General features: G+C 71.0%; 23 protein-coding genes and 1 pseudogene. All 24 read left to right on the top strand.

The features are described 5' to 3' along the window. Positions 1–64: 64 nt before the first annotated feature. Complete coding sequence (locus tag ACFY0P_RS49160; RefSeq protein ID WP_388929026.1) at positions 65–997, top strand: conjugal transfer protein; 933 nt, start codon at positions 65–67, stop codon at positions 995–997. Next, a complete protein-coding gene (locus tag ACFY0P_RS49155) occupies positions 994–1,335 on the top strand; it encodes a hypothetical protein (RefSeq protein ID WP_388929025.1) in 342 nt (113 codons plus the stop codon). Before ACFY0P_RS49160 ends, ACFY0P_RS49155 begins: the two co-directional genes overlap by 4 nt. Beyond that, on the top strand, positions 1,332–1,916 hold the full coding sequence (locus tag ACFY0P_RS49150; RefSeq protein ID WP_388929024.1) for a hypothetical protein: 585 nt from the start codon (positions 1,332–1,334) through the stop codon (positions 1,914–1,916). Before ACFY0P_RS49155 ends, ACFY0P_RS49150 begins: the two co-directional genes overlap by 4 nt. Continuing rightward, entirely contained in the window at positions 1,913–4,606 is a 2,694-nt protein-coding gene (locus ACFY0P_RS49145) for an ATP-binding protein (protein WP_388929023.1), read from the top strand. Before ACFY0P_RS49150 ends, ACFY0P_RS49145 begins: the two co-directional genes overlap by 4 nt. Next, complete coding sequence (locus ACFY0P_RS49140) at positions 4,603–4,956, top strand: hypothetical protein (RefSeq protein WP_388929022.1); 354 nt, start codon at positions 4,603–4,605, stop codon at positions 4,954–4,956. Before ACFY0P_RS49145 ends, ACFY0P_RS49140 begins: the two co-directional genes overlap by 4 nt. 1 nt (position 4,957) lies before the next feature. Next, on the top strand, positions 4,958–7,840 hold the full coding sequence (locus tag ACFY0P_RS49135; protein WP_388929021.1) for a hypothetical protein: 2,883 nt from the start codon (positions 4,958–4,960) through the stop codon (positions 7,838–7,840). Then, positions 7,837–8,985, top strand: coding sequence for a C40 family peptidase (locus ACFY0P_RS49130; protein WP_388929020.1), 1,149 nt, complete (start codon positions 7,837–7,839; stop codon positions 8,983–8,985). The genes ACFY0P_RS49135 and ACFY0P_RS49130 overlap by 4 nt, the downstream gene beginning before the upstream one ends. A 29-nt stretch (positions 8,986–9,014) precedes the next feature. Further along, positions 9,015–9,629 carry a hypothetical protein gene (locus ACFY0P_RS49125; protein ID WP_388929019.1) on the top strand — a complete coding sequence of 205 codons (615 nt, stop codon included), beginning with the start codon at positions 9,015–9,017 and terminating at the stop codon, positions 9,627–9,629. Next, positions 9,605–12,238 carry an ATP/GTP-binding protein gene (locus ACFY0P_RS49120; RefSeq protein WP_388929018.1) on the top strand — a complete coding sequence of 878 codons (2,634 nt, stop codon included), beginning with the start codon at positions 9,605–9,607 and terminating at the stop codon, positions 12,236–12,238. The genes ACFY0P_RS49125 and ACFY0P_RS49120 overlap by 25 nt, the downstream gene beginning before the upstream one ends. After that, positions 12,229–13,143, top strand: coding sequence for a replication-relaxation family protein (locus tag ACFY0P_RS49115; protein WP_388929017.1), 915 nt, complete (start codon positions 12,229–12,231; stop codon positions 13,141–13,143). The genes ACFY0P_RS49120 and ACFY0P_RS49115 overlap by 10 nt, the downstream gene beginning before the upstream one ends. 180 nt (positions 13,144–13,323) lie before the next feature. After that, entirely contained in the window at positions 13,324–13,518 is a 195-nt protein-coding gene (locus ACFY0P_RS49110; protein ID WP_388929016.1) for a hypothetical protein, read from the top strand. Between the two features lie 396 nt (positions 13,519–13,914). Further along, positions 13,915–14,502 carry a hypothetical protein gene (locus ACFY0P_RS49105; protein ID WP_388929015.1) on the top strand — a complete coding sequence of 196 codons (588 nt, stop codon included), beginning with the start codon at positions 13,915–13,917 and terminating at the stop codon, positions 14,500–14,502. Continuing rightward, a complete protein-coding gene (locus tag ACFY0P_RS49100) occupies positions 14,448–15,338 on the top strand; it encodes an ATP/GTP-binding protein (protein WP_388929014.1) in 891 nt (296 codons plus the stop codon). The genes ACFY0P_RS49105 and ACFY0P_RS49100 overlap by 55 nt, the downstream gene beginning before the upstream one ends. Before the next feature lie 111 nt (positions 15,339–15,449). After that, complete coding sequence (locus ACFY0P_RS49095) at positions 15,450–16,067, top strand: SAF domain-containing protein (RefSeq protein ID WP_388929013.1); 618 nt, start codon at positions 15,450–15,452, stop codon at positions 16,065–16,067. Further along, positions 16,067–16,894 carry a hypothetical protein gene (locus ACFY0P_RS49090; RefSeq protein WP_388929012.1) on the top strand — a complete coding sequence of 276 codons (828 nt, stop codon included), beginning with the start codon at positions 16,067–16,069 and terminating at the stop codon, positions 16,892–16,894. The genes ACFY0P_RS49095 and ACFY0P_RS49090 overlap by 1 nt, the downstream gene beginning before the upstream one ends. Then, positions 16,884–18,356: a CpaF family protein gene (locus ACFY0P_RS49085; RefSeq protein WP_388929011.1), complete on the top strand. Its 1,473-nt coding sequence runs from the start codon at positions 16,884–16,886 to the stop codon at positions 18,354–18,356. Before ACFY0P_RS49090 ends, ACFY0P_RS49085 begins: the two co-directional genes overlap by 11 nt. Then, positions 18,353–19,306: a type II secretion system F family protein gene (locus tag ACFY0P_RS49080; RefSeq protein WP_388929010.1), complete on the top strand. Its 954-nt coding sequence runs from the start codon at positions 18,353–18,355 to the stop codon at positions 19,304–19,306. Before ACFY0P_RS49085 ends, ACFY0P_RS49080 begins: the two co-directional genes overlap by 4 nt. Further along, the gene (locus ACFY0P_RS49075) at positions 19,303–20,187 is read left to right on the top strand and encodes a type II secretion system F family protein (RefSeq protein ID WP_388929009.1); all 885 of its coding nucleotides are present in this window, start codon (positions 19,303–19,305) and stop codon (positions 20,185–20,187) included. Before ACFY0P_RS49080 ends, ACFY0P_RS49075 begins: the two co-directional genes overlap by 4 nt. Positions 20,188–20,229: 42 nt before the next feature. Continuing rightward, positions 20,230–20,469, top strand: coding sequence for a hypothetical protein (locus ACFY0P_RS49070; protein WP_388929008.1), 240 nt, complete (start codon positions 20,230–20,232; stop codon positions 20,467–20,469). Further along, positions 20,469–20,894, top strand: a complete 426-nt coding sequence (locus ACFY0P_RS49065) for a TadE/TadG family type IV pilus assembly protein (protein WP_388929007.1) — start codon at positions 20,469–20,471, stop codon at positions 20,892–20,894. Before ACFY0P_RS49070 ends, ACFY0P_RS49065 begins: the two co-directional genes overlap by 1 nt. Positions 20,895–20,908: 14 nt before the next feature. Then, a complete protein-coding gene (locus ACFY0P_RS49060; protein WP_388929060.1) occupies positions 20,909–21,352 on the top strand; it encodes a TadE/TadG family type IV pilus assembly protein in 444 nt (147 codons plus the stop codon). 5 nt (positions 21,353–21,357) lie between these two features. Further along, entirely contained in the window at positions 21,358–21,810 is a 453-nt protein-coding gene (locus ACFY0P_RS49055) for a TadE/TadG family type IV pilus assembly protein (protein WP_388929006.1), read from the top strand. Then, the gene (locus tag ACFY0P_RS49050) at positions 21,810–25,256 is read left to right on the top strand and encodes a hypothetical protein (RefSeq protein WP_388929005.1); all 3,447 of its coding nucleotides are present in this window, start codon (positions 21,810–21,812) and stop codon (positions 25,254–25,256) included. The genes ACFY0P_RS49055 and ACFY0P_RS49050 overlap by 1 nt, the downstream gene beginning before the upstream one ends. Positions 25,257–25,327: 71 nt before the next feature. Further along, positions 25,328–25,957: pseudogene (locus tag ACFY0P_RS49045) on the top strand (DUF2637 domain-containing protein); the annotation flags it as partial. Positions 25,958–26,215 lie beyond the last annotated feature (258 nt).

The following is a 26,215-nucleotide window of genomic DNA, read 5'->3' as shown; positions in this document are numbered from 1 at the left end:
CGGGTCGGGGTCGACGGGTTTTCTCAAGGTCAGCAAGTACACGTTCTGACCTGGGAGTTTGACCATGTCCCCTGGCAAGCAGTCCGCACAGAGCGAGGCCGCTGCTCCGATGGCGGCCGACGCCCGGCTGGAGGCGATGCGCCGCCGCGTACGCCTCTCACGCGTGGCGGTCTGGACCGTCATCGCGGCCGGCCCCATCGCCTTGTGCGTCGCCGTCGCCTCCACCCCGACCACGGTCGCGGCAGCCCCCGCGACCAAGCCCACTGCCGTGCGCACCGCGACGGCCGCCACCGACCCGGGTGGCTATGCGCAGGTGTTCGTCGGCGCGTGGTTGCGCAGCAGCACGAACGACGAGACGAGTGCGCAGGCGCGGCTTGCGCAGTCGATGGCGCCGGACGTCGAGCTGCCCGACCCGGCCGCCGATGCGCAGTCGGCGCCGGGTTCCGTGACGGCGGTGCGCAGTGCGCAGCGCGGCGCCGGTGCGTGGTCGGTGACGGTGGCTGCGCAGTACGCCAACGGTTCGGTGCGGTACTACGCCGTGCCGGTTGCCTGCGACAGCACGGGCTCCTCGTTCACGGTGACCGGTGCGCCCGGCGTGGTGGCCGGCCCGGCCCGGACCGACGTGCCGAAGTCGTCGTACGCCGTGACCGTCCCGGAGGGGGATCTGTCGTCCGCCGTCGGGGAGTTCCTCGGCGCCTACCTGACGGGGGCTGGTGAGGTCGACCGCTACCTCGCGCCCGGCGTGAGGCTCACCGCCGTCTCCCCCGCCCCGTACACGGCGGTTGTGGTCCAGGAGGTGTCCGCCGTCGAGGAGGCCGCGGCCGCTGAGCAGGTGCCGCCGAACGGCACGACGGTGCGGGTGCTCGCCTCGGTGGAAGCCCGGGACGCGACCGGTCGGTGGCCGTTGGCGTACGAGCTCACGCTCAAGGCCCGCTCGGGCCGGTGGGAAGTCGCCGCGTTGGAGTCCGGGGCTGCCCGGGACGGGGGTGCCCGATGAACACCGTGCACAGCCTGATGCTCGCCGGTCAGCTGGACGACCTTGGCAACTCGTGGATCAACATGTTCAAGGAGTGGGCGACCAAGGGTCTTCAGGCCGGTCTGATCTGCCTGGTCGTCGTCATCATGATCCAGAAGTTCTCGCTGAAGGCGGGGATCGGCGCCCTGCTTCTGATGGTGATCGCGCTCGGTCTGTACAACTCGCGCAACGACCTGGCGAACATGTTCACCGACGAGGTGAAGAACCCGTCCAAGGGCGCGCCCGCCGTTCCTGGGATCGTCCGGTCCGAACTCCCGGCCTCTCGTGACCACTCGCCGGGCGTCGGAGGCTGGCTGTGAGCGTGACAGCCGCGGCACGTGTGGGCCGCTTCTACACCTCCGCCCGCCGCCATCCCTGGGTGCTGGGCAAGGTCGCGGACTGGAAGATCCCGCTCGGCCCGTACACGCCCGCGCAGATCGCGGTCGCCGTCGGCGGCGGGTTCCTTCTGGTCAAGACGATCAGCTGGTGGTCGTGGATGGGGCCGGTCCCCATCGTCGGGTGGGGCCTGGTCATCTGGATGGTGCGTCGCCCGAAGATCCGGGGCCGTGCCCCGATGCAGGCCGCTTTGGGCTGGGTGCTGCTTGGCTGGCAGCCCCGAGGCGGCCGGATCGGTGGGCGGGCCGCCCGCGACCGCGCGCCCCACCCGCTGCTCGGCGGCTTCACCATCGAGGACACGCCCGCGCCCGTCCCCGCTGCACAGGCCGCACCCTCCCGTGCGGTGCAGCGGCGTCCAGCCCGGGCGCCGCGCCCAAGCCCGGCCACAGACCACGCGTCCGCACCCCGCCACACCCAACCGGTTGCCCCCGCGGCAGCGGTTGGGCCGGTGTCGGGCGTACAGCAGCTGCTCGCGATCGCCCAGCAGAGCGGGGGTGTGCGATGAGGGTTCCGATCCGTCACATCGCCGGGCATCTGGTGTGGTCGACGCAGGGCAGTGTGTGGGCCGTCTACCGCCTTCGCCCGGGCCCGGACGCACACGGACGCCGCGAGGAGACCGTGCAGGGCACCTACGTGCCCGCCCCCGTCCGCGACGAACAACTCGCGAAAATCACCCACCTGGTGCGCTCGCTGTCCGGGGCCCCGCGCCTGTACGGCATGTGCGCCCAGGTCGACCCGGGCGAGGTTGCCCTGCGGATGATCGAGGGCATCGAGCCGGCCGAGCAGGCGCCCGGTGCGGGCCGGCACCCATGGGTGGAGAACGTCGAGGCCGCCCTCGACCTGCTCGACGACCAGGAGATGCACCGCCGCACCCTGTGGCTGGCCGTGCCCCTGCAGACCGAAACAGGCAGCCTTCAGGTGTCGGCGTCCCTCGGTGCCGCGTGGGCCGAGGTTGCACCGATGCTGGGCATGCGGCCGGCGCCGGTGGCCCGGCGCGAGGTGAGCGCGTATCGCGAGCAGGCCTCGCGGGTGGAAGCCGCGCTCGCCGGCGGCATCGCTTTTCGCGCGGCCCGCCCGGCGGAGATCGTGTGGATGATCCAGCACGCCCTGCACCGCGGCCTTGACGAGCCGCTGCTGGCGGAGGCCGAGTCCAGCGAGATGTATGGCGGGCAGCTCCGGGACGGGGTGCTGCGCTCCCCCAGCTACGCCGATCTCGGCCAGGTGCGCCTGCAGGAAGGCGGCATCGACCCCGAGTTCGATGGCGTCGACGAGCTCAAGAACGCGGGCCGGATCACCCGGTCGGGCCGCGCGGCCTGGTGGCGAGTGAACACCAGCTCGCCGCTCGGGCGGCGCTGGCTGCAGGTCGAGTCCGACACGGGGGTGGGCTACCAGGCGCAATTGGCGCTGGCCGAGTGCCCGCCCGCGGTCCGCCAGGACGCCGCCGACCTGTTCGCCCAGCTGGAGCTGCTCGATTTCCCCGTCGACTACACCGTCGACCTGACGCTCGTGCCGGCGGAGAAGGCCCGCGACCAGGTGCGGCGCAAGAAGAACGAGCTGGTCGACCAGGCCGACCAGTACGACGCCCGGCCCACCGGCATGCCTGCCTCCCTCAATGAGGCCGCCCGCGACCTGGGCGAGCTGGACGCCCGGCTGTCCCGTACCTCCGTGGAGGTCGAGGTGCAGTCCGTGACCGTGCTGACGGTGTGGGGTCCGACCGCCGCCGTGTGCGATGCCCGGGCCCGCGCCCTGGCCGCGCTGCTCGGCGGCGCCGACTACCGGGCGGTGCGCCCGGCCGGCCTGCAGGAGGCGCTGTTCACCCTGGGGCTGCCCGGCACCGTACGGCCGGGGGTCGTGCGGGAGTTCACCCAGCACCAGGTCTCCGAAGACTGGGCGCTTTCCGGGGCCTTCACCGCCACGGAGGTCGGCGACCCCAACGGCATGTTCCTCGGCATCGACCTGGACTGCGGCACCACCCGCCCCGTCATGATCAACGTGGCAGATGCGCCCAAGGTCGACGCGTCCGCCTCCATGGGCATCGTCGGCGACCTCGGTGCGGGCAAGAGCGTCCTGCAGAAGCTGATCGCGGAAGCGGTGTGGGCCCGCGGCGGCTGCGCGATCTGCATCGACCGCACCCCCGTCCGCGAGTGGGCGACCTTCGCCCGCACCGCCGCCAAGGGCCGCGTCCAGATCATCGACGCCGCCCAGGCCGAGGTGTCCATCGACCCGCTGCGGATGTTCGACGGGCCCGAAGGCCGCCATTACGCCCTGTCCTACCTCACCCTGCAGCTCGGCATCGGCCCGATGAGCACCAGCGGCGAGGTCCTCCACCACGCCGTCGAGCAGGCCGCCCTCAGCGACTCCCCGTCCATGCACCGTGTCCTTGAGGTCCTCGAGGAGATGGCCACGAGCGAGGCGGGCAAACGGCAGGACGCGGCCGCCACCCTCGCCGGCCTCATCCGGGTCGTGGCCACCAACCCCCTGGCCCGGATGGTCTTCGACCCGACGCTGCCGCCGGTGCGGCTGGATGCCTCCAGCGCCTCCGACATGATCGTGATCACCACCACGGGTCTGAAGCTGCCCCCGAAGGCCGCGTTCGCCAACTCCGAGATCCTGCACCAGCAGCCGCTGGAGGCGCTGATCGGTCGGGCGGTGCTCTACCTGATCGCGGCGATCGCCCGGCAGACGGCTTTCGAGGACCCCGAGCGGTTCACCGCGGTGGTCCTGGACGAGCTGTACTGGCTCACCTCGTCCGCCGAAGGCACGGCCCTGGTCCACGAGATCCTCCACGACGGCCGCAAGCACGGCGCCGGCCTGTTGGCGGGCTCGCACGATGCAGAGGAACTCGGCCCCGACCGCGGTCTGATGGCCTACCGGGCACTGGCCCGCACCGCCGACCGTGAGCGCGCCCGCCGCGGCCTGGAGTTCGTCGGGCTCGACGCGAACGACGGCGAGCTGCTGCGGCTGGTGACCACCGGCCTGTCCCCCGTCGGCCAGAAGGGCCGGGAGGGCGAGTTCCTGCTGACCTGCCCGCGGCAGAACACCGGCCGCATCAAGGTCTCCATCCCCCGCATTTCGCGCATCACCACCTCCATCACCACCACGCCAGGACGCCGCCCGAGCCTTGCCGCGCTGGCCGGGCCCGGCGCCGATGCCGGCGCGGCCGCGCACTCCCAACCGAAGGAGCACGTCGGATGACCACCGCGTCCTGGGACCGCGCCCGGCGCATCGCCACGGTGGCCTGCATCGTCGCCCTGATCGCCGTGGCCATCGGTGCGGTCGTCCTCGGAGTGGTTCTGCCGGATGCGTGGTGGCCACACACCGGGCAGGCCTTCGCCGTCGGCACAGGCACCGCGCACCACGACCCCTGCGCCCTGATCGCCGGCCCGGCCAAAACCTACTGCGAGCGCGGCACCACAACCACCGAGGCCGCGGCATACCGGCATGCCGTGTCCGGCGTGGCATGGCGGCTGGTGACGGCCTGCGCAGGCGTGGCCGCCCTGGTGGTGTGGCGGCTGCGGCCCACGCTGAGGCAGAGGCGGCGCTGACGTGTTCCGCCCAGACCGTACGACCCTGCGCTCGGCCGGCTTCGTCGTCCTGCTCACCGGCGTGTTCCTCATCGTCAACACCCAGGTCGTGTACGCGGCCAGCAACACGAGCGAGACCGGAGACTTGCTCGCCCCGCTGAACATCACCTCCTCCGAGGGGGTGCCGATCAACGGGTACGACCTCGGCTCCTCAGGCGGCTCGATCATCAACTTCAAGGGACAGGCCCTGGCGTTTGCCCTGTCCGGCCTGTTCACGCTGATTAGGCTGCTGGTCGGACTGGCCGGGTGGGCGATCGAGGTCGCGCTCCGGTTCCCGCTGCTGAAGATCCTCACCCGCCCGGCACAGCGGATCGCCGACACCTACGACAGCGTGGTCGTCGACACCCTCGGGCTCAAGGGCCTTCTGCTCGCCTGGGCGTTCGTGTTCGCCGGGTTCATGATCGTGCGGGGGCGGGTCGGCCGCGGTCTGGGAGAAATCTTCCTCACCCTCCTCATCGGGGCCATCGCCGCGTCCGCTCTCATCCGCCCGGACACCCTGCTCGGCCAGGACGGGCCGCTGGGCCAGGCCCAGCAGGTGGCCGCCGAAGTCGCCCAGCAGAGCGTCGCCTCCTACGACTGGGGCGGCAAGATCGCCAGTACCGACCCGTGCGCGGGCATGGCGGGCAACGCCGAACTCAAATGCCTGCAGCGGGAAGACGACGCCCCCGTCTCCGCCGAGGACGTGGCCCGGCCCCTGCAGGACTCCATCACCAACGCCCTGATCGTCAAACCGTTCATGTTGCTGGAGTACGGGCGCATCCTCGACCCCTCCAAGAAATCCGACCTCAAGGCCTACGCCGTCCATCTCAAGTGGGTCGCCGGCGGATACAAGACCTCCGGCAGCGGAGGTGCCGGCAGCACGGCGGACTGCGACTCGCTCGCCACGCCGCAGCGCAAGTACTGCGAGGAGCAGAACAAGAAGACGGACGCCTGCTCCCTGATCCACGGCCCCGCGAAGCAGTACTGCGAGGGGGACGGGAGCCAGGACGCCTGCGCGGGGATCGACGGCCCGGGCAAGCAGCTGTGTGAATCCTCCGACAACTCCGGGGGGCTGCCGGGGCTGACCTCCGGAAGCGATCTTCTGAGCTCGTCGACCGCGATCACCAGCGAGGACGATCGGGAGTTCGCCGCCTTCCTCGCCGACATGAAGGACGCCGGGGATGTCGGCAAGGCGTGTGCCGCCTACGCCGAGGAGCCCACCTGGTGGCGGGTCGGCGGCGCGCTGCTGCTGCTGATCGCCGCTCTGTTCATCTGCGGGATGCTGCTGTCCAGCGCGATCGTGCTGCTGGGCACCCAGGGTGTGTGCGTGGGCGCGGCGGCCGTCGGCGGCGTTACGTTCGTGGCGGGCATGCTGCCCGGCCCGGCCCGGCAGTCGGTGTGGAAGTGGCTGTCCCTGTGGGGCATCGCCATCATGGCCGTCGTCGCGATCTGCGCGTTCATCCCGTTCTTCGGGATCGCCGTCGATGCGACCCTCACCTCAGGTCCCAACCTGATGGTGGAACGGATCCTGCTCATCGACGTGCTGGCCATCGCCGGCGCGGCCGGGCATCGCAGGCTGCTGACCGGTGTCGTCTCCTTCGGCCGGCGCATGGCCATGCGGATGCGCTACGCCAAGGTGGGTGGCACCCACATGCCCGGCGACACCTCCGAGCTCGGCGCCGCGCTCGCCATGAACTCCCCCGCAGCGATGGGCGGATACGGGGGCGGGCTGCGCCTGTTCGCCGGCGGCGGCCGGTACGGGACGCTCGGTACCCGCCAGCGGCTGATGGGCGCGCTCGCCTCCCTGTTCGATGGCGCGGGCATGCCGGTGGACACCGGCGGGATCCTCGCCGACGCCACAGCGGAAGCCGGACGTGGTCTGGCTCCCCTGACGGCGGCCGCGGCGATCGGCGGGCTGGGGGCCCGCCTGGGACTGCAAGGCGCGTACGGGCTACTGATCGGCCGTCGCCCGGACGACGAGCAGCTCGCGAGGTGGCGCAAGCCCACAGCGGACGGCGACGCACCATCCGGCGGTCCGGACGGAGGCGACGAAGGTGGCGGTCCCGCCGGTGGACTTGGCGGTCGGGGTCCGCTCCTGCCTGGCGGTCCGCCCGACCGCTACCGCAACGAGGACGGCCAGATCGCCAACCGTCGCACGGGCGAGGTGCTTCACGACCAGAACACCGACCGCACGCTGCTGGCGACGCGCGCCCACAACCGGCTCGTGCGCTACCGCGGGTACCGCATTCTCAATCGGAGCGGCCGGGCGGCGTACGGGGCCAGCTATGGTCTGCCGGGCACGGTCCGTCAGGTGCGGGAGGGCCGGTCGCGGTTCACCCAGGACGCTCGCCAGCAGCTTCAGGTCTGGGGCAACACCGTCCGCGAGGACGGCCGGGCATGGGGCGACGCCGGCCGGCATGTCGGCCGGACGATGCGGGACCATGCGGACGACCGCGGGGGTGTCGTCCCGTTCACCCGCCGCTTGTCCACTCCCGCAGTTCCTCCCGCCCCGCCTTCCCCGGCAGCCGGCCGGTCTTCCCAGCACACGCGCCGCTCCGGCCCCCTCCCGGCGCCTTCTGCCTCTCCCCGCTCGGCGCCGGTTCCGCCTCGCATGCCCGCGGCAGGCGCGGGCAGCGGGCCGACCGCCCCGCCGGTGTCGCCGACGCGGCTTCAGGGCGGAGCACCCCGGCGTCGCCCTGTACCCGGCGGGCCGGGAGCGGTCCTTCCCGGTGGCGGAAACGTGAGCGGCAGCACGCGTGACGAGGCGAGGAGGCGGTTCCAGGAGCTGCTGCGCCGGACCGCGGCCGACGCCGAGCTTCTGCGCCAGGAGCAGGAGCAGCCGCCGCAGGACGGTGAGAGCGAGTGAGGAGGGGCCGACGCCGTCTTGCGCGCTGGGGCTGTGTGGTGGGGCTGCTGTTGTTCGCCGCTGTGTGCTGCGCCGCGCCGGTGGGGAACGCGATCAGCGCGTACGTGGCGCTGAAGTCGGACGAGGACGACGGCGGGATCGCCCAGGGCGGCAGTGCCGCGGACATCCCTTCGCGGATGCTCACCGCCTACAAGACTGCGGTCCAGCAGGTCGGAAGGTACGTGCCGAAGTGCCGGGGCATGCGCTGGCCGATCCTCGCGGGGATCGCCAAGGTCGAGTCCAACCACGCCATCGGTCACAGCATCGCCGCCAACGGGGACATCCGCCCGAAGATCTACGGAGTGCTCCTCAACGGCTCGGGGCAGGGTGGTAACACCACCCCGGTCGCGGACACCGACCACGGACGCTGGGACGGCACGGCGACCGGGGAGCGAGCGGTCGGGCCGTTCCAGTTCCTGCCCTCCACCTGGGCGTCGTTCGGCAAGGACTCCAACGGCGACAAGGTCGCTGACCCGCACAACGCGGACGACGCCGCGCTCGGCGCCGCCGTCTACCTGTGCGGGGCGGGCCGCGACCTCACCCAGCGCGCTCAGCTCAGCGCCGCGATCCTGCAGTACAACCACTCCAGCGAGTACGTCGCGACGGTGCTGGGGTGGATCGATCAGTACACCGCGGCCGCCGAGGACCCGGACCTGACGAACGTCACCGGGAAGGTCCGCACCGTCATCGAGGCGGCGCTCTCCCAGCGCGGTGTCCCCTACTCGTGGGGCGGCGGCAGCGCGAAGGGCCCCTCGTACGGGATCTGCTGCTCCCCCAGCGGGAAGAGCGGCACCACCATCAAGGGCTTCGACTGCTCGGGGCTGACCCTGTACGCCTACGCCCAGGCCAGCGTTCAGCTGCCGCGGACCGCGGCCGCGCAAGCCGGTGCCGGCCAGCGCATCCCCGCCAGCCTCGGCACCAGTGCCCTCAAACCGGGCGACCTCGTCTTCTACGCCTACGCCCCCGGCCGCGATTCCACGATCTACCACGTCGGGATCTACGCCGGCAGCGGTCAAATGATCAACGCCGCCCGCCCCGGCACCGTCGTACGGCTGGACTCGATCAACACCATGTCCGGCTTCGCGGGGGGAGCGCGACTGCTGTGACCACCACCCCACGCTCACCGCGTCTGCTGTTGCTGAGCACCGTCGTGCTCGCCATCGTCGGCGTCGCCCTGCTGGGCATGCCGCACGATCAAGAGCCACCGGCCCCGGCGCCATCGCCGACCGCGAGCACGAACCCTGATCCGTCCCCTGCGGCCAGTAGACATCCCGCAGGAGGGACGACCATCAGCACGGCTTCCTCCACGGCGTCCGCCGCATCGACTCCGTCGGTCCTCGCGTCGGCTCTGCCGCCGCATGGCGAGGGCGTGCCCGGCGACCGGGCCATCCAGCGGTCGCTGGAGGCGGCCTGGCCGGCCGACCTTCCTGCCGCCGACGAGCGGGAGTTGCTCACCGCTGGTCGCGCGCTGCTGCACGCGGACGCCACCGGCATCGGCCGCGCGAAGTGGCCCACAGTCTTTCCCGACGCAGGTCAGGAGGTGGCCCCAGCGTTCGCGACCGCCCGCTTCCGCATCCAGGCCGCAATCGCCCGCCGCGACGACAGTCCCAACAAGGCGGTGGTCCATCTGGTGTGGGCCGGCATGGACCGCGGCGGCACTTTCACGGATCTGCGCATCACCGACTGGCACTTCACCCGCACCACTTCGAAAAAGGGAGCATCAACGTGGACTCCGCAGCCCCGTACCTGACAGACCGGGCCGATGACACGGCTGCTGGTCAGGTACTCGGCCTGGTCACCAGCCTGGTCGACGCCGCTGACTGGCTCTACGACCACTGGTACCTACTCGCCCTGCTCATCGCCGTGGGCTGGGGCGTGGGCGAGTGGGTGGTACGCCGTCTCGCGGCCAAGGCTTCGGCCGAGCGGATGGCCCTGGAGCTCGTCTCCAACCGGCACTTTGACCCGAGCCTGGAGGAGATCTTCAGGCGCGGTGTTCAGCTCGCCCGCGCGTCCACGGCCATGCCGTGGTGGGCGCCCCGCAGGGCGAAGACCGTGCAGATACGGCTGCGCGCGGACGGCAGTGCGCCGTTGCGCTACCGCGTCGAGGGACCGGCGGGCGGGGAGCGGCTGCTGTCCATCACTCCGTTCGGACCGGACATCACCGTCAACCGGGGCCGGCCGATCGTCGACGAGCCGCGGAAGCACACCGTGCGCGCTGAGTTCATCCTGCGCGGCAAGCTCATTTCCCCGCTGCGAGTGGTGCCGCTCAACCCCGACCCGCTCCAGCCGCTGGTCGACGCGGTGGCCGATCTCCGCGCCGAGCTCGGCGATCTCGCTGAGATCCGGCTCGACATCCAGCGCGCCCCGAAGTGGGCACTGCGGGCGCGCCGCCTGCAGCTGATGAGCGCCGCGCGGCGGAGCGAACGTCGGGAGTCCCAGCGGGCCGCGCGCTGGCTGCGGCAGGACGCCAGCGGGATCGAGGACTCCCTGGGCTTCCAGCTGCAGCAGCTCCTCAGTGACAACCCCGGCTCGGGCAACAGCCGGCGGCTGGTGATGCCGCCGGTGCCGCGCCGGGTGGATCCGGCTGAGGCGCTGGGCAAGCTGGCCGAGGACGACCACCTCGTCAGGGTGCAACTGCTGGTGATGTGCGCGTCGAACACCGAGGGCCGCGCCGAGGCGCGGCTCGCCCAGCTCCAGGCCGCGTTCGATGTGTTCGGCGGCCGCTCCCGGTGGGCCATGCGCGGCTTGAGGCTGGGCCCGTGGCGGATCGGCGCCGACCACTGGCCCACCCGGCACGGCTTCGAACGCCGCTGGACTCTGGGGCACTGCCAGCCACCCCGCGCGAACTGGGTCCGCCTGGACGAGCTGACCGGGCTGCTCAAACCCCCCACCACGAACTGCCGCCTGCCGGTGCTCGCCGGGGACCTGCCGACCTTCGCCTTCGGCGAGAGCGAGTTGCTGCTGCAGGGCGTCTATCGGGGCCCGGACGGCCGGGAGCGGCTGGTCGCCACTTACGCCGAGGAAACCCTGTTCGAGGTCGGGGTCGGCAAGGCCGGCGGCGGCAAGACCGAACGCGCCCTGGCGCAGGCGATCGGCTGGGCACACGCGGGTGGCGGGCTGGTCTTCGTCGACCCGCACCGCGACTCCTGGCCGCGGGCCACCCCCTTCCTGGCGCATGACACCCTGATGCCACGGATCGCACTGATCGACCTCAACGGTCTCGGCCCCAACCCGCGGGTGAGCTCGTGGAATCCGCTCGGTATGCACCAGGGCCAGACGGCGCACGAGGTCGTCGAGGCGATCGCCGACGCCTACGCCTCCGCACTGGCCTGGGACGACGCGACCGCACCGCGCGCGCTGACCATCCTCACCGCCGCGCTCACGGTCCTGGTCGCCGTCAACGAGGCGGCCTGCCAGGCCGGCCAGCCCGAAGACCAGGCCACGATCTTCCACGTACGGGCCCTGCTCACCGACACCGCGTTCCGCAAGGCAGCTCTCGCCACCGTGGCGGGCCGCCTGGACGAGGAGACCCGCTCCTGGTGGCAGGGAGTGTTCCCGACCCTGCCGCCCGAGGCATTCGCTGTGGTCCTCAACCCGATCGCCCGGCTGGCCGCGAACCCGGTCACCCGCGCGTTCCTCGGCCAGCCGGTCGGCGTCTACAACATCCGCGCGGCGATGGACTCCAAGATGATCGTGTGGGTGTGCCCGGGAGGCAACGGGCCCACCGACCGCCTCTTGACCGCGCTGCTCGCCCGCGATCTGCTGCGGGCCGCCCGCTCCCGGAGAGACACGCCCGAGGACAAGCGGGTGGCGTTCCGCCCGTACTTCGACGAGCTGATCACTCTGACCGGGGCGGCACCGGAGACCATCGCCGCGATGTTCGAGGATCTGCGCAAGTACCGGTGCCACATCCACGGCATGACCCAGCTGCTGGCCCGCCTGCCGGCCGCGGTGCGGCTGTCTCTGGTGCAGAACGCGTCCACGCTGGCCACCACCGCCGGGTCGAAATCGGCAGTGGCACCGATCACCGCGGAGTGGGGCGATGACCCCAGCCCCGACCGGGTCGCCACCATGGACCGATTCGAGCACTACATCTCCATGAACGTGCGCGGACGGCGCATCGGGCCCATCCAGCTGCGCGGTCCCCATCTCGACGATGTCTTCGCCGCCCAGGCCCGCCCGCGGGAGGTGCCCGCGCTGGAGCGGGCCGCCCAGGCGAACGCCGGAGCGCTCCCGCTGGACCAGCTCACAGACCGCGCCGCGAAGCAGCTCGGCCGCGTCGCCGCCTTCCTCGCCGCGCACTCCCCTGCCGGCGCCGCCGCAGTCCACCTGTCGAAGGAAGAAAACGAATGGAACTGACCACTGTCCAGCCGAAGCAACAGACGCCAGTGGGCTTCACCCCCAGCCCGGTGGAACCCCTCGCGCATCAGCTCCTGGCCACCCTCGCCCAGCACCGCATGGCCTCCACCGGCCAGCTCCACGTCCTGCTGCGGCCGGACCGCTCCCGCCAGACGGTCTCGGAGCGTCTGAACGATCTGCTCGACGAGCGCCTGGTCGACTTCGCCGTGCTGCCCCAGTCCCATCGCACCCGGGTCTGGTACCTCACGCCGAAGGGCGCCCGCCTCACTCGGGACTGGCCCGCTCTGCGGGGCCGCCCCCCGTATCCGATCACCACGGCGACGGCCGCCTCGCTGAAGACCCCCCACACCCTGACCGTCCTGCGTACGCACCTGGCATTCGTCGCCGATGCCCGCCGCCGCGGCGACGAGCACGGGCCCCTGGACTGGACCCCCGAGGTGTTCCACGCGATCGGCGACGGAGAGAAGGTCGTCGCCGACGCAGTCATGCACTACACCCTCATCGACGACCAGCAGCGGCGGAAACTGCGGGCGTTCGTCGAGGTCGACCGCGCCACCATGGGAGCCGAGCGGCTGGCCGCGAAACTGATCGAATACGCCCGGCTGTGGACGTACGAGCCGCAGCCCGTCGGCCGGCGCCGGCAGGCGGGCGGCCCCGGATGGCTGCGCTGGTACCCGGTGTTCCCCCGCGTTCTGTTCGTGCTGACCGGTGCAGGGCGTGAGGCGATGAACAACCGGATCAGCGACCTCAAGGCCATGGTCGCCCACCATCCGCTCGTGGCCGAGATGGCCCACGAAGTGCCGCTGGGCACGGCTGTCCTCGAAGACGTCGAAGAGCGCGGGGCCACCGATGACGTGTGGGTGCCGCTGCGTGGCGGCAAGCCCCGTCCGTGGACCGAGCTGTGACGCCTCGTTGGCCGGGGCCCGAATGTCGCAGCCTTGCAACTGCCTCACAAACCCCCTTGAGATTTGCTCGCGCGAACATCTAATTTACTACTGCACAACGAGGCTGGCTCTCGGAAAGTCCCGGCTGTGCACTGACGTTAGGGACTTCACATGTCGCACCCTGCTGGCCAGGTTCGCACCATGGGAACGGTCGTCCAAGCCGGATGGCCCACCCGGACGCGGGACATCTCGTACCTCGGGACCGCGTGCGTGGTCCACGGGATCGGCGACTTCGACCTCGCCGACCTGGGCGCGGTGCGCGACCGCTTCCCCGGACGGCACGTCACCCTCGACGGCGACGTCATCACCGTGTGGCCACAGGCTGGGCAACTGTGAAACACGCCTCCCCCGCCCCGCCCACGCCGCCCAGCGCGAGCCCTCCGCCGCCATGACCGGCCCCCGCCCCCCTCACCGAAAGGAAGCAGAGCTATGACCAGTTGGGACACCGCAACATTCGGCCCGGCGAACGCGCCTTGATGATGTACGGGCGCGACGAGCGAAGCCACAGAACTACAAATCGACGCCCTGTTCCGAAAGTGACCGGGTACGCCCTGAGTTGCGCACGTCAATTCAAATATGACACTGGGAAGTTGACTGGCATATGCGTAACCTTGTGATCACGCAAACGGATCACCGCAGCTGGACCAGGCCGCGGTTCTGGGCAGCCGCATGCCGGAGGCCGGGGGCAGCGGTCTACCGCACCGCGTCGTACGGGGAGACCACGTGACAGCTATGAACCGCTCCAAGGGGCGCGGGAGCGCCGCTGTTCACACCCGGAAGTACGCAACCGTGCTGCTCCTCACCTGCAGCGTGGTGGCTATGTCCGGTTGTAGCGGCGGTGACTCGGACACATCGTCCAAACCCAGCTCCAGCCCATCGGCCGCCTCGCCGTCCGCGGCTTCCACCGCCGGATCCCAGGACGCCGCCGTCCTCGCGGCCTATACCAGTTCCTGGGCCGCGCAGACCGAGGCCTACAGCAAGGCCTCCTCGGCCGGCACCGACCTGAAGAAGAACACCACCTTCAAGGCCCTGTCCGACATAGAGAGCGACCTCTCGGCGATGCGGACGGCCGGACAGGTGACCACCGGGAAACCGGTGATCCATCCGAAGGTTATCAAGGTGACCTCAGCCAAGATCCCGGTAGCCACCGTCGCAGACTGCGTCGACACCACGCACTGGACGTTGATCGACGAGGCCACGAAGAAGAAGGTCCCGCTGCCAACGACGCGGCTCACCAAATACGTCAGCACCGCAACGCTTGAAAAGTGGGGAACGAAGTGGATGGTCACGAAGTTAACCGCTCAAGATCAAACCTGCTGACTCGGCGTCTGGTCTTATGCATCGGCGCCCTCGTCCTCGCATCTGCCGGCATCGCGCACGCCGACGGCGACCCGGACGTGGGCGCGGGAAAGTGCCACGTCATCAAGTTCTGCGTCGGCGTCGGTGTCGGCGACGGGACGGGTGGTAGCGACGGGCAAGCGGGCGGTACCGGGAACGGTAGCAGCGGCGACAGCAAGGTGCAGTGCAAGTACACCAAGGTCGATCCGAAACCTCCTGCCGACCACCCGGCCTGGAACGGAGCCGACCCCAAGATGCACGACCTGTACTTCAAGGAGTGCATCGACAGCGGAGGGGGCATCGACGACGGCTGGGTTGTCGTGCCCACCGGGCAGGACCCTGCCCCGCAGGTCGACCCTCGGGAGTTGGCGCAGCGTGCTGTTGACTCCATGACCCTGCTCGGCCCGGACATCGCTAGCCCCCGAGCTGCCGGAACGTACACCGTGGGCGTCCCGATGTGGATGTGGGTCAACCAGAGCGCCATGACCTACGGGCCGAACACCGCCTCGGCCACCGCGGGCGGGATCACCGTCACCGCAACTGCGAAGGTGTCGAGGATCGTATGGTCGATGGGCGACAGCACCTCTGTGACCTGCAACGGCCCCGGCACCCCCTACACGTCATCCGAGGGCATGGCCCAGTCGCCGACCTGTGGACACGTGTATTCCAAGGCCTCGGCTGCAGTCGGCAAGTTCCCGGTGACAGCGACCTCGACGTGGACGATCAACTGGCAGGGCGGCGGACAGGCCGGCCAGCTCACTGAGGTACGGCAGACCAATGTGCAGGTGGCAGTCGGTGAAGTTCAGGTCGTCAGGTAACGCCGCCGGAAGGACAGAACGGTGAGCAAGACCCAAGAACGTGTGGACACAGCCGGCCCGAACGGAGCCCCCCGGCAAGGACGCGTGGCCGGGCCCGTGGCGCCTCCCCGGGTGTCAGCGCGCAGGCGACGGCCCGGTGTCATCGCCCTGTCGCTGGCACTGATCGCCGCCGGAGGCGCCGGAGTTGCCGTCCTGCTGCTCCAGGTCGGCGACCGCACCGACGTCGTGACCGTAGTCCGGGACGTCCAGGTCGGACAGGTGCTGACCGAGGACGACCTGGGCAAGGCGTCCGTGGCGCTGGACCCGGCGGTCAAGGCGGTGCGCGCCGGCAACCTGAAGTCGGTGGTGGGCAAGCGGGCCGCCGTGGAGCTCAAGCCCGGCTCTCTGTTGGCGCCTTCGCAGGTGACGAAGGATTCGCTGGTGAAGGCGGGTGAGCAGTTGGTGCCGATCGGTCTGGAGCCCAAGGAGATCCCGGCCACCGCGCTGGTGCCGGGCCAGAAGGTACAGCTCGTGCACGTCCCGGCTCAGGGGGCGACGGACACCGGCAACGGCTCGGATGCTGCGCCGCAGACGATCAACGGTCGGGTCGTGAAGGCGTCCGGTGCCGCTCCCGGTACGGGCATCGTGGTCGTCGACGTGGCCACGGCCGCCGCTGAGGGCCCCACGGCCGCCGCGTGGGAGTCGGCCGGCACTCTGCGCCTGGTCCTCGCGGCTCCGGACGGCAGCTGATGGCTGTGATCGCGCTTGCCGGGTGCAGCGGGGCACCTGGTGTGACCACGAGTGCCCTCGCTCTGCTGCTGTCGTGGCCGCTGGAGGCGGAGCGGCGGATGATCCTGGCCGAGTGTGATCCGGACGGTGGCGCCGTGCTGCACGGCCTGCTGCAGGGCACGCTCGGCGATCGGTATGGTCTGCGCAACCTCAGCGTTGCCGCGCGCAAGAACGAGTTCGGCGAGGCTTTCTGGCGGCAGCTGATCGACCTGGGCAGCGATGACGGGAAGCGGGAGTCCCCGCATGACCGGCTGTTGCTGCCCGGGCTCACCGATCCGGCGCAGTCGGCGAGCCTGGGTCAGGTGTGGAAGATGCTGGCGCAGATGTTCCGCGGTATCGAGGCGGACCATGGTCACGACGTCCTGATCGACCTCGGCCGGCGCGGAGCGTACGGACCGTCGGGGGTGCTGGCGGAGCAGGCCGATACGACGTTCGTGGTGGTCCGCAACACCCTGCGCTGTCTGCAGGCGGCGGAGAGCCGGGTGCGTGCGCTGGAGGAACGCGTCGGCGACGTCGGCGTGCTGATGATCAGCGAAGGTCCGTATCCCGCGGGCGAAGTGCAGCGCGTGCTGCAGGTGCCCGTGGTGGCCACATTGCCGTACGCGCCGAAGGAGGCCCGGGTGCTGTCCGACGGCGTGGAACAGCCGCGCCATTTCACCAGGTCGCCGCTGATGAAGGCCGCTCGCGCCGGCAGTACCGCGCTGGTCCAGCGGGCCGCGCTGCGCCGGGCCCGTCTCGATCCGCGCGGCCCGCACGCCGCAGACGAAGAGGTGACCCGTGCACGCTAGGCCCCTGCACCCCGACCCGACGGTGGCACCACTGCCCCAGGCCAACGGCACGCCCGCGCCTGCCGGTGCCGCTTCAAGCACCCGCGTCCTCGGGACGGGGGCGCCGCAGGTCACCGTCGACCACCGGGTGGCCCGTGAGATCGCGTCCCAGGTCGCCAAGCAGCGGGAAGAGCTCCTGAAGTCCCAGCCCGGGATGGACCGGGCCAGTGAAGAGCAGCGCTGCCTGAACTGGATCGCCGAGGCCGTCGCGCTGTGGTCGGACGCCGCGGCGATGACGCCGCAGCAGGACGAGGCCCTGCGCCGCGCCGTGTACGACCTGCTGTTTCGGGCCGGCCGGCTCCAGCCGTATCTGGACGATGACCGGGTCGAGGACATCATCATCCAGGGGCCGCGCGAGGTGTGGCTCGACTTCGGTGACGGCGAACGCCGCCAGGTCCCTGCGATCGCCGACTCCGAAGAGGAACTCCTGGAATTGTTGCGGGAGTTGGCCAGGGGTTCCGGGCACAGCGAGCGCACCATTTCCACCGCGAGCCCCACCCTCGCGCTGTCCTTGCCGGACGGCTCCCGTCTCCAGGCCATCACCGGACTCGGGCCGATGACCTACGCGGTCATCCGCCGGCACCGGGTCTCGCACGCGGATCTCGACGACCTGGTCCGGCTCGGCACGATCGACCCGATCCTGCGGGAGTTCCTCGGCGCGGCCGTCCGCGCCGAGAAGAACATCATGATCGCGGGCAAGCAGAAGGCCGGGAAGACCACCCTGCTGCGGGCGATGCTCAAGGAGTTCGACCCGGAGACGCGGTTCGCGACCATCCAGACCGAGGACGAGCTGTTCGCCCACGCCAACGGCTACCACCGGCAGGTCGTGTCCCTGGTGGGCCGCGAGTCCAACGGGGAGAAGGACGCCACCGGCCGCGGCGCCGGCGAGGTCACGCTGCTGGACCTGATGCATCCGGCGCTGCGGATGTCGCTGGAGCGGATCGTGGTCGGCGAGGTCCGCGGCCCTGAGGTCGTCGCGATGATGCAGGCTTTGACGAACGGGTCGGGCGGCAACCTGTGCACGATCCACGCGCGTCGCCCGGACATCATCTTCGACCGGATCGCCGAGCTGTATGCGCTTGCCCAGGAGAATCTCTCCGAGCAGCTCGCCTACCGGCAGACCGCCAACGGCCTCGACATGATCGTGTACGTCGACATGACCGATGAGACGCAGATCGGCGGCCGCCGTCACCGCTACGTCTCCCACGTCCTGGAGCTCACCGGGATCGGCGAGAACGGCCGGCCCGCCACCAACTCGGTCTTCTCCCCCGGCCATGAGTGGGGGGAGCTGCGGGCGGTGCCCCGCATGGACCCGGGATGTATCGATGACCTGCGGCGCGTCGGCTTCGACTCGTCGCTGCTCCAGCAGCCGTACGGAGCCTGGCCGGCACCGCTGCCGCTGAAGGTGGGGGTGAGCCGATGATCCTGCTGTTCGCACTGCTCAGCGGCATGGCCGTGGTCGGCGGGCTGATCGGCGTCATCGCGGGTCTCGTGGGCACCACGGCGCCGCGCCCAGCCCTGCTGCGCCGGCGCTGGCGGGCGGCCCTGCACGGGTCGCAGCCGCAGAGCGAGGACGCCCGGCTGCGCCGGCGGGCCCTCGTCGTCGCGGCTGTCGTGGTCTTCGTGGTCGTGTGGCTCGTCTCGGGGAACTTCGTCGGCGGTGCCCTGCTCGGCGCGGCCGTCGTCGGGGTGCCGTGGCTGATCACGCCCGCGCAGATGGCCAAGGAGCGGATCGGGCAGTTGGAGGGCCTGAGCGAGTGGACGCAGCGGCTGGCCGGTCTGCTGCGCCTCGGTATGGGCCTGGAGCAGGCGATGATCACCAGCCGTCAGGGGGCACCGGACGCGCTGGCCCCGCAGATCGTCACCCTGTCCGACCGGCTGCGTCTGGGATGGCGCCCCGAGGGGGCGCTGCGTGCGTTCGCCGGCGAACTGGACGACGTCACCGCGGACAAGGTGGCCGCCGCGCTCATCCTGGCGGTGGGCGACCGCGGCCCGGGGCTGGCTCAGGCGCTGGAAGACCTGTCGAACACGGTGCGCGAGGAGGTCGCCAGGAAACGCGCCATCGAGGCCGACCGGGCCAAACCACGGACGACGGTGCGGTGGATGACCATCATCACCGTCGCAGTGGTGGTCGCGGGCTTCTTCGTGCCCAGCTACACGAAGCCGTACTCCACGCTCCTCGGCCAGCTCGTGCTGGCCTTCCTGACGGCCGCCTTCGTCGGCGTGCTCGCCCTGATGCGGCAGCTGGGCCACTTCCGCCGCATCCCCCGCTTCCTGGTCACCGACCCGGCCAGCGCCGTCCGGCTGCCCGCCCCCTCCCCCGAGCCGGACCTGCCGATCGCCGCCCGGGAGCCGGAAGGAGCCACCCCGTGAACCTGATCCCCGTTGTCCTCACCGGCGGCACGGTCGGCGCCGGCGTCGCGCTGCTGATCCGGGAACTCCTGCAGCCGCAGCCCGCGTTGGGCCCGGCTCTCAAGCGGAGCGCTCCGGCGACGCTGACGATGCCCGAGCCGGAACTGGACCGCGAAGAGGTGTGGGGGCGGTGGCTGCTGGCCCGCCTCGAACGTCTGCCGGGCGTACGCATCCCGGCCACCGACTTGGCCTTGCTGGGGCAGTGGCCGGGCCAGTTCATGCTCAAGAAGACCGCGCTCGCCGCCCTGGGCCTGCTCTGCCCGGTGATCGCGACGATTCCGTGGATCATCGCGGGCGTGGGACTGCCGTTCTACGTGCCCGGCGTCGTCGGACTCGTCCTCGCGGGTCTGCTGTTCATCACCCCGGATCTGTCCGTGCGGGACCAGGCCAAGCGGGCGAGGGAGGAGTTCGCGCACGCGCTGTCCGCCTACCTCGACCTGGTCGCGCTCAAGCGGGCCGCCGACGCCGGGCCTGCCGAGGCGCTGGAGAAGGCCGCCGCGGTCGGCGAGGGCTGGCCTTTCCTGTATCTGCGGGGCGCGCTGCGCCGGGCCCGGCTGGAGAAGATCCCGCCCTACCAGGCGCTCACCGAGCTGGCCGCCGAGTACCGCTTGCCCGTCCTGGACGACGTCGCCGACATCATGCGCGGCAGCGCTACCGACGGCGCCGCCGTCTACAAGGCGCTGCGGGCCCGGACCGCCGCCCTCAACGCCGAACTCCTCGCTGACCAGGCCGCCGAGGCGAATGCGGCCAGCGAAAAGATGACCGCTCCGGGGGCCCTCCTGGCCGTCCTGGTGATGCTGCTGATGGCCTTCCCCGCGGTGATCCGCATGCTGACCGTCTGACACCCACCCGACTCGTTCAACGCTTAAGAGAGGTACCGGAACATGAAGGACACCGCAGCCCGCACCCGCCGTGCTGTGTGGGCACGCGCCAACAGTGCGGTCCTCAGCGTGACCACGCGCCTCAAGGAGGGCCTGGAGGAGGCCGCCCGCCGGCCGGACCGTGGCGACATCTCCACCACGACCGTCATCATCTGGGTGGCCGCCGTCACCGGCGCCGTCCTGATCGCCGGGACCATCGCCGTGGTCATCGCCAAGTACAACGGCAAGCTCAGCGGCCTGTGATGAAACCACCCACGCGGCTGACGCACTGGTGGCAGGGGCGTCGGTGGCGCGAGGACCGTGGGGACACGTCCATCCAGATGGCGATCGTGTTCCCGTTCGTGCTGCTCGCCACCATCGCCGTCATCCAGGCCTCCATGTGGTACTACGCCCGGCAGATCGCCCTGACGGCCGCCCGCGAGGGCCTGACCGCCGCGCGTGCCTACCAGGCGGGCCCCGCCGACGGCGCGGCCCAGGCGCGGAGCGTGCTGGGGCGCACCGCGGGGGACAGCCTGAGCGGCTACAGCGTCGCCGCGAGCACTACCGGGCAGCGGGTGCGCGTCCAGGTGTCCGGCACGGCCCTGTCGATGATCCCGGGTGTTCCGGGGCTCACGATCACGCAGTCGGCGTCCGGCCCTGTGGAGCGCTGGACCGTCCCCGGGGGGTGAAGCACGTGCGATCAGTGGCCCGCCTGGCACGCAGACTGCGCAGCGACGAGGGCAGTGCCGCCATCGAAGCGGCGATCGTCCTCCCGGCATTGATCATGTTCCTGTGTATGGCCCTCGCGGGCGGCAGGATCGTCACCTCTGGTGCGAAGATCGACGCTGCGGCCGAGGACGCGGCGCGGGAGGCGTCCATCCACCGCACCGCCGGCGCCGCCCAGAGTGCCGCCCGGGCGGCGGCTGCCGAGTCCCTCAACGATCAGGGCATCACGTGCGCGTCGACCCGGGTCAGCATCAGCACGAGTGGTCTCAGCGTGCCGGTGGGGCAGGTCGGCACGGTCACCGCGACCGTGGTCTGCACGGTCGATCTGTCCGACCTCCTGCTTCCCGGCGTGCCCGGATCCAAGACGCTGACGTCGACGGCGACCTCGGTGGTGGACCAGTACCGGCAGCGGGGTGACTGATGGTCATGATCTTCCGTCAACTCGGGCTGCGCCGGGCGCGGCTGGACGACCGGGGCGGTGTCACCGTTTTTGTCGCCATCTGCGTCGTCGCTCTGATCGGGATCATCGGCGTCGCCGTCGACGGCGGCAGCACGATGCGTGCCACCGAACGCGCCGACTACATCGCCGGCGAAGCCGCCCGGGCCGGCGGGCAGGCCATCGATCCCGCCGACGCGATCAGCGGGAAAGCGATCGTCGTCGACCCCCAGGCCGCTTCCGCCGCAGCCCAGTCCTACCTGCGCTCGGCCGGCGCCACCGGCACGGTCAGCGTCTCCGGCGACGGCAAGACCCTCACGGTCACGGTCACCGGCTCGTACGCCACCGCCTTCCTGTCGGCGGTCGGGATCGGCTCGTTGCCGGTGACCGGCCACGGCACGGCGACCCTCCTGCACGGCGTCACCGCTCCCGAAGGAAACTGATGCGCACCACCCCCTCCCCCGCCGCCGCGGCGAGCCGCACCCTGGCCCGGGTACTCAAGGCCGTCCTGAGCCTGCTGGTGCTGGCCTGCGCACTCGCCGGACTGCCACTGCTGCTCGCCTGGGTCACCCCCATCCTCTGGACGGCCGCCCACGACGACGTCACACACCTCCTTGACCGGCAGGACACCGGCGCGGCGTTCCTGCTGCTGCTCGTCGCGGTGGGCTGGATCGGGTGGGCGCAGTTCACGTTCTGCGCCGTCGGCGAGCTGGCCGCTCAGCTGCGCGGCCTAACCTGGCACGCCCCGCGCGGTCTGGGCGCCTGTCAGCGCGCGGCCGCCCTGCTGATCGGCAGCATCCTCGTTCTGCTGCCCGCCAGTTCGGCCCTCGCCTCGCCCGCCCAGGCCGCGCCGGCCACCTCCGCAGCCCGCGTTCCCGGCCAGACAGCCCACGCTTCACTGGCCGCTCAGGCCGAGCAGGCCTCACCGTCCAGCGCGGGGGCGTCGGCGTCGCGACCGGTGTACACGGTGCGCGAGACCCGGCCCGCGCAGAGCCTGTGGGGCATCGCCGAGCACGAGCTGGGCAACGGCGAGCGGTGGCGGGAGATCGCCGACCTCAACGAGGGCCACACCATGGCCGACGGCACAATCTTCCGCGCGAACAGCTTTCTCCAGCCCGGCTGGCAGCTTCAGATGCCCGACGCCGCGGGGACCGCGCCAGGGGTACGCACCCAGTTCGGTGGGGAGTCCGCGGCCGCCGGCGAGGGGAACGCGCACATGGTCACCGTCCACCCGGGCGACTACCTCTCGAAGATCGCGAAGGAGGAACTCGGCGACGGCAGCGCATGGCAGGAGCTGTTCGACGCCAGCAAGGACAGGCCGCAGCCGCACGGCCTCCCCAAGATCACCGACCCGGACATGATCTATCCGGGGCAGCAGGTCACCGTGCCCGATGCTCGGCCCGACCGGACCGAGCCGCGCCGGGACACGCCCCGTGACACAGGCCCCGGCGAGGGAAACGGCAGCCACAGCCGGGAGACCGCTCCCCCGCCCGCCCAGCAGCCAGGCAGCGAGCAGACGCCGAGCAGCGCGGGCGAGCAGACTCCCGCGCCGAGCCATACCACCGCTTCGGAGCCGTCGGCTCCCAGCGTGCCGAGCAGCCGGCCTGCCCAGCAGCCCGGGCAGGATCAGGGCTCTCCCCCGGAGGCGGCGACCGCGACGCCGCAGCCCAGCACCGGCGCCTCCGGGCCCGCCTCGCCGCCGGCGTCGGCGTCGGGCTCTGCGTCCTCCTCCCCCACGGTCGCGCCGTCGCCGGTGTCGGCACCGGCCGACGGCCCGCTGGACTTGCGCACCGTTCTGGGTGCCGGTGCTCTCCTGGCCGCCGCCATCACCGGTGCGCTCGCCCTGCGGCGCACGCTGCAGCGCCGCCGCCGCCGGCCCGGCGAGAGGATCGCGATCGCCTCGCAGACGTCTCCCGCCGAGGCCACCTTGGCGGCGGCCGCCGAACCGGGCGCAGCCGCCCGGCTGGACGTCGCGCTGCGGACACTCGCCCACCACCTCCCCTCGGACCAGGCCGCGGTCCTGCCTGCGCTGCGGGCCGCGCGGATCGGCACGCGGAGCGTCGAGGTCCTGCCCGAGGACGTGGCCCAGGAGCCGCCGGCGCCCTTCGTGTCCGGGGAAGGCGGCTGGTGGGTTCTGGGCGCCGGCGCCGTCCTCCTGGACGAGGACGCCGCCCGTGACATACCGGCCCCCTACCCGGCACTGGTCACGATCGGCAGCACGCGGGCGGGTGACCTGCTGCTCCTCAACCTCGCCCGAGTGCCCGCCCTGCTACTGGACGGCAACCCGCTCCACATCACCGAGGTATGCACCTCACTCGCCCTGGAACTCGCCATGAACCCGTGGGCCGGCGACGTCGAAATCGTCACCGTCGGGTTCGGCCAGGACCTGCCGCAGTTACTGCCCACCGCACGCATCGCCCACATGCGACAGGCCACGCACGCACTCCGCGACATGAGCGAACGCCTCCTGGAAGCACACCAGATGCCCGAGACCAGCCATCAGCCCTACCTGCTGCTGTCCGCGTCACCTCTGGACTCGGACACGGCCTGGCAGTTCGCCGACCTCATCGACAAGTCCCGCACAGTACCTGTCACCCTCATCGCACCGGCGAGCACGGCGGCCGCGCACTTCCCCGACGCGGACATCCTCAACGCCTCGGTCAGCGAACCCCAGCATCTCCATTCCGCCGGCACCGACATCACCGTGCAGCGCCTCGAGCACGCCTCATACCTTCAGATCACCACAGCGCTACACGTATCCGCGCAGCCGGCACACCCGGCCCAGGGCCCCTGGCAGGACGTCCCGGACGAGGCCGGCACGGTGCAGCCACTCCAACCTGCGGCAGCCGCCGACCCCGAGACAAGCGCACCTGCCCCCGCAGCGTCAGCAGCAGACGTGAGCGGCGCAGTCTTCCCTGCCCTGCTCGCCGCCACCACCGATCCGTCAGGACTGCGTCTCCTGCCCACCACCGCGCCGGCACCGCAGGCCGAGAAGGAGCACCTTCCGTCCCCCGCAGCGCCGGCGGCACCGCGCGCCGAGAGCCACGAGGACACCGAAGACGACGCGGACACCGCTGTCCCAGACGGCGCACCATCCAGCGAGGCAGAGTGCGAGGCGCATGATCTGCACGCCCCGGAAATCAGAGTGCTCGGTCCCCTCGAAGTGACCGGTGTGGACAACACCGGCCACGGCCCGCGCATGGCCCAGCTCGCCGCCCTGCTCTACTTCCGGCCGGGCCGCAGCGCAGACGTCCTGTGCTACGACATGGATCCCGCAAGCCCCTGGTCGACAAGCACCCTCAACGCACGGATACAGGGCCTGCGCCGCTCCCTGGGCAACGACCCGGCCGGCAACCCCTACGTGCCACGCCGCAGCTCCGGACAGGACCCCTACCGGCTCGCCCCCGCAGTGCGCTGCGACTGGACACGCTTCCAGCAGCTCGCCGAACACGCTCTGCCACTGGGCCCCTCCGGACTCACCGATCTGGAGAAAGCACTCACCCTGGTCCGCGGCCGCCCCTTCGGAGGCAAACCCCTCCCCTGGGCCGAACCACACCTGCAGGACATGGTCACCCGCATCATCGACGTGGCACACACCGTCGCCACCCACCGCACACCCGCCGGCCCCCACCACAACCTGACCGCGGCCCGGCAGGCCATCGCGACCGGCCTCGACGCCGACGACACAGCAGAACTCCTCTACCGCGACTGGCTCCGCATCGAACACACAGCCGGAAACCGGCAAGGACTCCACACCGCCATCACCCGCATCCAGCAAATCAACCACGCACTGGACTGCTCACTCGAAAACGAAACCTCACAGCTCATCCACCACCTCCTCAACAACCCAGCACCACACACCAGCACCCTCAAGGCCGGCCAGCCGTGAGGCGCGACAGCCCGCCAGCAAAACTCACCACAGCCCACCGCGTCCTCATCGGCGTCGTCATAACCGGCACGATGACCATCGCCGGCATCGGCTTCACCGGCTCCTACACAGCCATCCACCAACTCGCCACCGACAAAGGCTTCGGAAACTTCGCCTACCTGTTCCCGATCGGCATCGACGCGGGCATCTGCGTCCTGCTCGCCCTGGACCTGCTGCTGACCTGGATCCGCATCCCCCTCCCCCTGCTACGGCCAACAGCCTGGCTGCTGACCACCGCGACGATCACCTTCAACGCCGCGGCGGCCTGGCCGGACCCGCTGGGCGTGGGCATGCACGCGGTCATCCCGATCCTGTTCGTGGTGGCGGTCGAGGCCGCCCGGCACGCGATCGGCCGGATCGCGGACATCACGGCGGACAAGCACATGGAGGGGGTGCGCCTGACCCGGTGGCTGCTCTCCCCGGTGCCGACCTTCCTGCTGTGGCGCCGCATGAAGCTGTGGGAGCTACGCTCCTACGACCAGGTCATCAAGCTGGAGCAGGAACGCCTCGTCTACCAGGCAAGACTCCGCTCCCGCTACGGCCGCGCCTGGCGCAGGAAGGCTCCGGTGGAGTCCCTGATGCCGCTGCGGCTGGCCAAGTACGGCGTCCCCCTGGCCGACACGGCCCCGGACGGCCTGGCAGCGGCAGGCATCACACCAGCGGAAACCTCCGCTCCTTCCCGCGGCTCAACTACGGGCAGCCGTGCCACAGGAACGACACAAGCGGACCATGGAGGCACTTCCCAGACCGCTCAGACACTGCAGAAGACACCTGCCACCGACCAGCAACCCGAACCGGCCGCCGCCTGCAGCCCTGAGCTGACCGCTGAGGGGCCACGCAGTTTCCGGACAGGCACCCAATAGGGTTGTCCTGAACAAGGAAACGAGGAAGAAGTGGCGCCACCTAGTAAGTACTCGCCG

Source organism: Streptomyces sp. NPDC001714 (assembly GCF_042892755.1).
In the GTDB taxonomy this organism is placed as follows: domain Bacteria; phylum Actinomycetota; class Actinomycetes; order Streptomycetales; family Streptomycetaceae; genus Streptomyces.
The sequence above is the reverse complement of the archived record's forward strand: the minus strand, read 5'-3'. Positions and strand labels throughout refer to the sequence as shown.